Source organism: Streptomyces sp. NPDC002306 (assembly GCF_053593435.1).
In genome coordinates this window covers 272,067-280,651 of record NZ_JBSFCK010000011.1, presented here as the reverse complement: position 1 = coordinate 280,651, position 8,585 = coordinate 272,067, and the positions used below count along the sequence as shown (strand labels likewise).

The window sequence follows — 8,585 nt, the reverse complement described above, 5'->3', positions numbered from 1 at the left end:
GTCAGGTTCGTATGGGTGTGGGTATGTTGCGGTGGCAGGTGGGGCAGGCGCCGGTCCAGAGGGCGAGGAGTGTCTGCAGCTCGCGGACGACCTGGCACGGAGTGAAAGACCAGTGTCGGTCAGCGCATGCACCACCTCGAACAGTCGCTTCGCATGGCGGCGGGCTGAGGTGTCGGCCTGGTCGGACAGTCCCGTCGGGGACGTCGGTGACCCTGCCCATTCAGGCTGGCGTACTGCGGCGAGTAGGCACTCGCGGTGGTCGACGGCGATGTCCCCGACCCGCCTCGACAACCCCTGCAGCAACAGTGGTACACCCGGGACAGTGTCATCGGCAGCTGGTTCAACGGCTACTGGAACATGGCCTCCTCGCGGGTCCAGGGCGCGCCCGCGCAGAGCTTCCCGAACCCGCCGTACACCACTCTCCACATCACGCAGGTCTCCCGCTGCGGAATTTCTCCGGGGAAATACGGCCGTCGCCGTTGGTGTCCGACGCGTCGAAGACGGTCTCGGCGGTCGTGGTGACGTCCGCGGTCATGGCGGGCAACTCGTCGACGAGCGCGAACTCGCTCATGTCGACTGCTCCGTCACCGCCTGCGTCCCCGACTTCGAGCAGCGCCGCCCACCAGCCCATCAGCAGTGCCTCGGCCCGCGCCCGCAGATCCTTCCCGGGACCCACTCCAGGCAGTCAGCTCCAGCGGGCGACGAGCGCCCTGAAGTCCTCCTCGCGCAGATAGCCGTCACTGTCCGCGTCGAACGCGGTGAACATCCCCTTGAGCTTGCGCTCCTGAAACGCACTGCCCATGAACCGCCTCCCTCGACGCCAAACCAAACCATGTCCCGCCAGCGATTGCCCTACGAGGCGGGCGGCGCGGCGTACAGCGTGCAACTCTAAGAGTCATCCCGTGGTGGGATGCCATCCGTCCGGTTCCTGTTCGGGTGTGCCGCCTGTGGGCGGGGTGTTCCCTATTGGGGCGGCTGTTCCGACGTGGGCCTTGTGCCGCCGGGGTGCGGGTCGGGTCTCATTCGGGGTGGGCCGGTACTGGTCGGTGGTGTTTTGCCGAGCAGAGGCCCGCCGGCCGAGGGTTCCCGGGTGGCGGGCTGCCGTGTGGGTGCGGCCCCGGGTGGGGATGGCACCGCGCTGCGGTTGACTCGACAGGGCTTCTTGCAGCCCTTCTGAGAAAAGTGTCTGTGTGGTGCGGGCCTGGACTTTGTCCAGGCCCGCGGTGCCGGGGTCGGCCAGGTCGATGAGGCGGACGTGTGCGGCGAGGGCAGCGGAGACCAGGTCCCGGTCGGCGACGAGACCGCACACGCCGCAGCGGTGAATGCGTTCGGCGAGCGTCTTGTTGACATCGGTGCCGCACAGGCAAGTTTGGGACAGTTTCGTGGTGAACGTCGACGCGCGCAGCAGGCGTCCGCCGGTCTTCTCGCATTCGCGGCTGATCGCGGTGATGAGGCGACCGGGGGTGGTGGTCTGGAGGGTCTTGCCCCACAGGCGGTACCAGGTGCGGACGTCGCAGTCCTCGACGGTGAGGCGGGCACCGTGGTCGGCGACGATCTGTCCGGCGATGCGCCGTGCGCGATGGTCTTTCGCCGCGGCCGCAGTCGCAGCGGCTTCGGCGAGCTTGGCCCGGTTGAGGCGGTAGCCCGCCGACAGGTCATCGCGCCGGTACGCCTGATGAGGCACACCGGCCCTGTTCGCGGCCCGGGCCCCGCCGCGGACCTGGACGGTGCGCGCAGGCAGGCCGGCTCCTGAACGGCGCTCGTTGCGGGCCTGCTGCCGTTTCGACGGCCCGTACTGGGCCGGGTTGGCTGCCCGGCGAGACCGGTCGAGAGCGCGTCTACGGCCCTGCTCCTTCCGGCGGTCTTTCTCCAGCGCGGCGCGTTCCGTGTCGGTGAGCTCAACCCGACCGGTCTCTATTGCGCCGTCGGCGGGGTCAAGGCTTTCCGGGAAGGAGACGACGGACAGGTTGGAAACGTTGACGTCGATGCCCCCGACCCGGCCCAGCTGGGCCGCAGCGTTACGGCGGGAGCGGGTTGCCGGGGATGCGTAGCCGCCGGCGAGCACCATCAGATGCGCCTCGTACGCCCACCCGCCCGGCGCGGACGTGTCGCGGCGGCGGACTAGATCGACCTTGTGCCACGTGTCCGGGTTGTTCAGGAAGTGCACCAGGCGCGGCCAGCGTCCAGCACCGGACGGCAGTCGGACCGGGAGGACCAGGTCGCCGCGCTGCGAGCCGGCACCGCCGGCGAACACTATGGCAAGAGGGCCGATGTGGTCCCACCACGTCGCGGCCCGGGTCCTCGGCGTACCGTTCGCCGTAAACTCATCGGTCGGCACACGACCCGACGGCCGGATCGGAGCCGGCAGCCGCCGAGGCTGCTCAAGAACCTGCGTCCCCGACGGCAGCACGGCCGCCTGCTCCGGCGTCAGCGCCTCGGGGCCGAGATCCCGGTGCTGGTAGGCGGCGAGGTGCCCAGCGAGGGTGCCGTGCAGCCGAAACGTCTCCCACTTACGGACCGTCGTGTGTGACCGGGCACGTCCGGGTATCCGTGTGTAGTCCCACCAGGTGCCGGCCTTCGGCCGGCCAGACCTGCGACCGGACACGTCCTGGAACAGATGCCGGGCAAGGCTTTCCCACACTTCGGCGGCCTGATGCATCACAAGTGCTTTGGTGACGTGATGGCCAAGATGCTGGGCCCTGTCCATGTGCCGGTAACCGCGGCGTCCCATCCCCTCCCGCGACAGACCTAGCACCTGACGCCACGCCTTCGCATCCGTCTCCCGGCGCACTTCGCCGGCCCAGTACGCGTCGACCGCGGCACGCGCGTCACGCTGCAGCGCCCGTTTCACCGACCACATCGCGCAGTACAGGTTCTCGAGCCGCGACACGTCCTCAAGGCAGTGGACGACCAACGGCAGGCGAATGACCGCCAACTCGGTGTCTTCGCCCCGCTTCCAGCGCTCGCCCCTGTTCTTCCCGCGGAACCGCCGGGCCGGTGCCGCAGCAAACAGGCTCGCGCTCATAGACTTTCCCCCTCCCCTTACTAGACGCGCCGGACACATCCAGAGCTGTCCGACCGACAGCCGGATCTGCAATCACATGCAGAGTAACCACCGTCACTGACAACGGCCGCTGAGAGATATCGGGTTGGCCGGGTCATGCATCTGCGTCTCGCTCCTTGCGCCCCAGTTGGCCTTCGGGCCCGGACCGGGCTGACTGAGCCGCAGATGCACCGGCTCGCTGAACAGCTTGGGGAGAAGGCGCCGGACGCAGCGCGCGGCCGACCGTGGGCCCGGCCGTTCCCCGACCGGGTTCTCCTGCTGGAGCTCACCTACCGGACCAACCTCACCATGCAGGAACTCGGGTCCCTGTCCGGCATCTCCGACCCGGCCGTCCACCGCGCCGTCGACCGGCTCGCCGGACCACTCGCCGAACTCCTGAGTCCTCCACCCACCAACCGCCGGGAACCGGTGTGAGCGTGCAGGTCGCGTGGAAGACCCGCGACCGCATGGTCGTCGCCGTCGGCGAAGCCCGGTCCGACAACCGCAACAACATCATCGTCTTCCGCGAAACCCTCAGCAATACCCTCCCCAACCATCCGCGGGCGTCCGGTGACGACAGCTACCGCAGAAGCAGTCAGATCCGCACACCACGACGCGGACCAGCCGGTCGGATCATCAAAGATCGCAACCACCCACGGTTCCACAAACGCTGAGCTGTCGCCGAGCACACCCTCGCTCGGCTGAAGAACTACCAGATCCTCCGCCAATGCGAATGCCAAAATGGCGGGATCGACCATGCCGTCGCAGGCGTCGCCGCACACCACAACATCAAGCTTGAGATTCGGAAGCTCCACCACCCGCGACACCCCTGGCATACCTCAGACCCCATTGCGGGAAAGCTCCCACCCGGGCCCGCCCCGAGTCCGGCCCGACTGTCAACGCACGCGGCACCCGCGGCGTCTGCGTTGGACGCGGGTGCGGGCCCGGTGCAGTCTGGAAGAGCGGCGGGACGGTCTCCGCCCTCCCGTTTCCGGTGTCCCGCGGCCCGTTCCGGCTCAACGGCATCCACCGGCTGCGGACGGGGCGAAGTCCTCGCCGGGCCGGGACCTCCCGTTTTTCGCCGACCGGGGAGCGAGATGACCACGCGGTGGAACGCGCAGCTCAACCGATACGAGACGACCGCGCGCGGCCGGGCCGTACTGGCCGATCCCCGCCTCAACCGGGGAACGGCCTTCGGCATCGGCGAGCGGGAGGAGCTGGACCTCGTCGGCGTGATCCCGCCGCGGGTCCTCACCCTGGACCAGCAGGCCGACCGTGCCTACGGCCAGTACACGGCCCAGCCCAGCGACCTGGCCAAGAACGTCTACCTGACCGCGCTGCACGACCGCAACGAGGTCCTGTTCTACCGGCTCGTCGGCGACCACATCTCCGAGATGCTGCCGATCGTCTACACCCCGACCATCGGCACCGCGATCGAGCGGTACAGCAACGAGTTCCGGCGGCCGCGCGGCATCTACCTCTCGGTCGACGCGCCCCAGGACATGGAACGCGCGCTGCGCACCTCCCAGAAGACCGCATCCGACGTCGACCTCATCGTGGCGACCGACGGGGAGGCCATCCTCGGGATCGGTGACTGGGGAGTCGGCGGCATCGACATCTCGGTGGGCAAGCTCGCGGTGTACACCGCAGCCGCGGGCATCGACCCCAACCGGGTGCTCGCCGTCGTACTCGACGTCGGCACCGACCGGGAGCGGCTCCTAGCCGATCCGCTGTACCTCGGCAACCGCCACCCGCGTGTCGACACGGCGACCTACGACGTCTTCGTCGACTCCTTCGTCACGACCGCGGCGGAGCTCTTCCCCGACGCCATGCTGCACTTCGAGGACTTCGGCACCTCCAACGCGCGCCGGATCCTCGACCGCTGGCGCCACCGGCAGTTCGTCTTCAACGACGACGTCCAGGGCACCGGTGCGGTCAACCTCGCCGCCGTGCTGTCCGGGGTACGGACCAGCGGGTCTGCGCTGCGCGACCATCGTGTGGTGGTGTTCGGCGCGGGCACGGCGGGGATCGGCATCGCCGACCAGCTCCGTGACGCCATGGCCGCCGACGGCTTGTCGCCCGAGGAGGCCGTACGGCGTTTCTGGGCCGTGGACCGCTACGGGCTGATCACCGAGGGCCAGGACGGAGTCCGGGACTTCCAGGTGCCGTACGCCCGCCCGGCCGAAGAGGTCGCCGACTGGCGGCAGGACGCGGAAGTGGGCGGCATCCCGTTGGCGGAGGTGGTCCGGCGGGTCCGGCCCACCGTCCTGATCGGCACGTCCGGCCGGGGCGGCGCCTTTGACGAGGCGGTCGTCCGCGAGATGGCGGCGCATGTCGAGCGCCCCATCATCCTGCCGATGTCCAACCCGACCCGTCTGTCCGAGGCAGTCCCGGCGGACCTCCTGGAGTGGACCGACGGCCGTGCGCTCATCGCCACTGGCAGTCCGTTCGATCCCGTCACCCGGGACGGGGTCACCTACCGGATCGGGCAGGCGAACAACGCCCTGGTCTTCCCCGGACTGGGCCTCGGCGCCGTCGTGGCCCGGGCCACCCGCGTCACCGACGCCATGCTCGTCGCCGCGGCGCATGCCGTCGCCGGGCAGGCCGATCCCAGGACGCCGGGCGAGCCCCTCCTGCCGCTCACCGACGACCTGCGGCGCACGTCCGCGGCCGTCGCCGTGGCCGTCGCCCGGGCCGCGGCCGCGGACGGGGTGGCCAGGGAACCGGTGGACGACACGATCGACGAGCGCGTACGGCAGGCCATGTGGGAACCGGTCTACCGTCCCGTCACCGCGGTCTGACCCCCACCGAGCCGGCGCCGGGCCCCCTCACCCGTACGGCCGCGCCTGCGCGGGGACGCCGGGAAGAACCATGCGTACATGGACGCATATCTTCTTTCGAGGGAGGCGTCGTTGTCCGCACGGTCACCGCAGGGGGGCTCCGTGGCCCGCGGCCGGCGAAGGCCGTGCGCGTGACGCTCGTGCCCTGCGCGTCCGCGAGCCCCGGCCGAGGGCGCCTGGTCATGGTGTCCGCGCTGATGTCCTACGCGGCCGGTGCCGGTGACGCGTTCGCCTTCTCTCAGCTCGGCGGTGTGTTCACCGCGAACATGACCGGAAGCCTCGTCATGGCCGGACTCACCGCCCAGCCGGCGTACGGCGCACTCCTCTCGGGGGCGGCCACGGCTCTGGGGGCGTTTCTGCTCGCCGTGTACACGGCCTCCCGGGTCGCACCCAAGGGGCCCGTCCCGAACTGGCGTGGAATCGGCGGCGTGTTGTGGGCCGTGGTCGCCCTCGACATCGCCCTGCTGGTCATGGTCTGCGCAAGTCCGCACCCCGGCAGCGCGCTTCGGCTGGTGATGCTCGCGGCGTCAGCGGCGGCGATGGGCGCCCAGACGGCGGCCGCCAGACGCTACGAGCCCGCCTCCGGGGTGACCACGACCTTCGTCACCGGCACGTTGACCAGCATCGCCCAGGACGCGGCCGACGGCAGCGCGGCACACGCGTCCTTTCGCGCGGGGCTGGTCGCCATGCTGGTGCTGGGGGCGCTGACGACGTCGGGAGCCCTGTACCTCGACCTGCGGCTCGGCCCGGCCGTCGCGGTCGTCGCGACGGCCGCGGCCGCCCTGGTCTTCCCGATGGGCCGGGTTCCGCGACCGGTTCCGCGACCGGGTGCCCACCGCTGAACCGGTGGGCACCCGTCACCTCACGTCACCTCACCCGCGTCACCTCACGTCACCTCACCGACGCGATCGCCGACTCGATGACCTTGCTCACGGCACCGGGGTTGGAGACCAGGGTCAGATGCGAACCGCCGGGAAAGACGGTCACCTTCGACCCCGCCCGCTTCGCCATCTTCTTCTCCGACTCCGGCGTGATGATCTGGTCCCCGCTGCTGATGAAGTACCAGGACGGGATCTTCTTCCACGCGGCCGCCTTGGAGGGGGTGTTGAAGGCCACCGTGGTCGCCGCCCGCTGCGTCGCCCACAGGTTGATCGCCTGCTCGCGCGGCACACTGCTGGCGAACTTCGTGACGAAGACGTCCTTCTTCAGGTACAGGGCGGACGCCTTGGCAGGGGCGTTCGCGTACGGCACGGCGTCGTACAGCTTGGACGGCGATCCGCCCAGGACGGACGTCGGGCCGCTGAGCTGTGCGGTCGTCTCGCCCACCGCCGGCGCGGCCGCGTCGACGTACACGAGCGCCTTGACGTTGCTCACCCCGTCCGCGGCGTTCGTGATCACGGAACCGCCGTAGGAGTGCCCCACCAGCACGATCGGCCCACGGATGCTCTTGAGGAAGTCCTTGACGGTCTGCGCGTCGGTCGTCAGGTCCTGCAGCGGGTTCCCGATGGCGCGGACGGTGTAGCCCGCTTTCTGCAGGATCTTGACCTCGCCGTTCCAGCTCGACGCATCCGCCCAGGCTCCGTGCACCAGCACCACCGTGGGCTTCGTGTTCTGCCGGGCCACCGACCCGGCCGTCGTGGTGCCGTCGGGTGGGGACGCCGCGGACAGGGTCGCGACGGTCGCCGTGGCCGCCAGCACCGCCGCTATCGGGATGAACCGCCGCCGCGTGGTGGATGCCTTCATATGAGGTCTCCTCGCTCCGCTGGGGGACGCGCACTGCGTACGGCTGGAGCGGCGCACCCTGTGAAAGGGCACCGCGCGGGCACCGTCGACACGCCCCGGCTCACCCATTCACACTAATGCCTGGTCGTCGCATCGGCCTGACGAGCCCTGGCGCCGTGCTGGGCCGGCCAGGGCCCGTCCGCTCCGCCTTCCCCACGCGGCGCTCTACAGGGAGTTGGCGGCTTCTTCGATCAGGTCGGTGACCGGGCCGGGACGGGACGCCAACGACGCGTGGCCGGTGTCCAGTTCGATGACCTTGCGGGCGTTCATGCGCTGGGCCATGCGGCGTTCGTTGTCCGGGTGGATCATGCGGTCGCCCGTGGAGACCTGGTACCAGGACGGCTTCACCCGCCAGGCCGGCGCCGTGACGTCGTCACCGAACGTCGACCCCAGCGGGGCCTTCTGGGTCACCGCCATGACGAGCGCCTCCTCCGGCGACAGGTCCTGGGCGAAGCTCTCGTGGAACTTGTCCTGCTTGATCCACAGGTAGCCGTCGGAGTCCGCGACGATGTTCTCGAACGCGGCCGGCGGCGCCTCCTGGCTGATCTGCCCGGCGCTCTCTCCCGCGTCCGGGGCGAAGGCGGCGACGTAGACCAGCCCGGACACGTTCGGCAGGTCCCCGGCCTCGGTGATGACGGCGCCGCCGTAGGAGTGCCCGACCAGCAGTACGGGGCCGTCGATCTGCCGCACCATCTTGCGGGTGCGTTCGGCGTCCTCGGCCAGGGAGGTCAGCGGGTTCTCCACCGCGTGCAGCGAGCCGAATCCGCGTCCGTGGAGCTCGGTGGTCACCTTGGCCCAGTGCGCGGCGCCGCCCCAGAAACCGTGGACCAGCACGATGGAAGGCTTGTCGGACATGAGGTCGCACCCTCTCTCTCAGCGGAGCCCGGCCCCTCGGCCACGCTAGGCGGGCCACCGGCCCA

At 70.1% G+C, this 8,585-nt stretch carries 8 protein-coding genes; 4 read left to right on the top strand and 4 right to left on the bottom strand.

Features of this window, described 5'->3' with window-relative positions; translation table 11 throughout:
• Positions 1-427 precede the first annotated feature (427 nt).
• The gene (locus tag ACWCQK_RS23425) at positions 428-535 is read right to left on the bottom strand and encodes a hypothetical protein (protein WP_451157841.1); all 108 of its coding nucleotides are present in this window, start codon (positions 533-535) and stop codon (positions 428-430) included.
• Positions 536-895: 360 nt separating this feature from the next.
• Positions 896-3,025, bottom strand: coding sequence for a zinc ribbon domain-containing protein (locus tag ACWCQK_RS23420; protein ID WP_451157808.1), 2,130 nt, complete (start codon positions 3,023-3,025; stop codon positions 896-898).
• A 204-nt stretch (positions 3,026-3,229) separates the two neighbouring features.
• Here ACWCQK_RS23420 and ACWCQK_RS23415 point away from each other — a divergent pair, with 204 nt between their 5' ends.
• From ACWCQK_RS23415 to ACWCQK_RS23400, 4 genes are all read left to right on the top strand, one after another.
• A complete protein-coding gene (locus tag ACWCQK_RS23415; protein WP_451157806.1) occupies positions 3,230-3,478 on the top strand; it encodes a hypothetical protein in 249 nt (82 codons plus the stop codon).
• Entirely contained in the window at positions 3,475-3,717 is a 243-nt protein-coding gene (locus ACWCQK_RS23410; protein WP_451157804.1) for a hypothetical protein, read from the top strand. Before ACWCQK_RS23415 ends, ACWCQK_RS23410 begins: the two co-directional genes overlap by 4 nt.
• Before the next feature lie 423 nt (positions 3,718-4,140).
• The gene (locus ACWCQK_RS23405; protein ID WP_451157802.1) at positions 4,141-5,844 is read left to right on the top strand and encodes an NAD-dependent malic enzyme; all 1,704 of its coding nucleotides are present in this window, start codon (positions 4,141-4,143) and stop codon (positions 5,842-5,844) included.
• Between the two features lie 170 nt (positions 5,845-6,014).
• On the top strand, positions 6,015-6,725 hold the full coding sequence (locus ACWCQK_RS23400; RefSeq protein WP_451157800.1) for a DUF1275 family protein: 711 nt from the start codon (positions 6,015-6,017) through the stop codon (positions 6,723-6,725).
• 49 nt (positions 6,726-6,774) lie between these two features.
• On the opposite strand, the gene ACWCQK_RS23395 is transcribed toward ACWCQK_RS23400, so the two are convergent.
• The gene (locus tag ACWCQK_RS23395) at positions 6,775-7,626 is read right to left on the bottom strand and encodes an alpha/beta hydrolase (protein WP_451157798.1); all 852 of its coding nucleotides are present in this window, start codon (positions 7,624-7,626) and stop codon (positions 6,775-6,777) included.
• 204 nt (positions 7,627-7,830) lie between these two features.
• Positions 7,831-8,520, bottom strand: a complete 690-nt coding sequence (locus ACWCQK_RS23390) for an alpha/beta hydrolase (RefSeq protein WP_451157796.1) — start codon at positions 8,518-8,520, stop codon at positions 7,831-7,833.
• Positions 8,521-8,585: the final 65 nt, after the last annotated feature.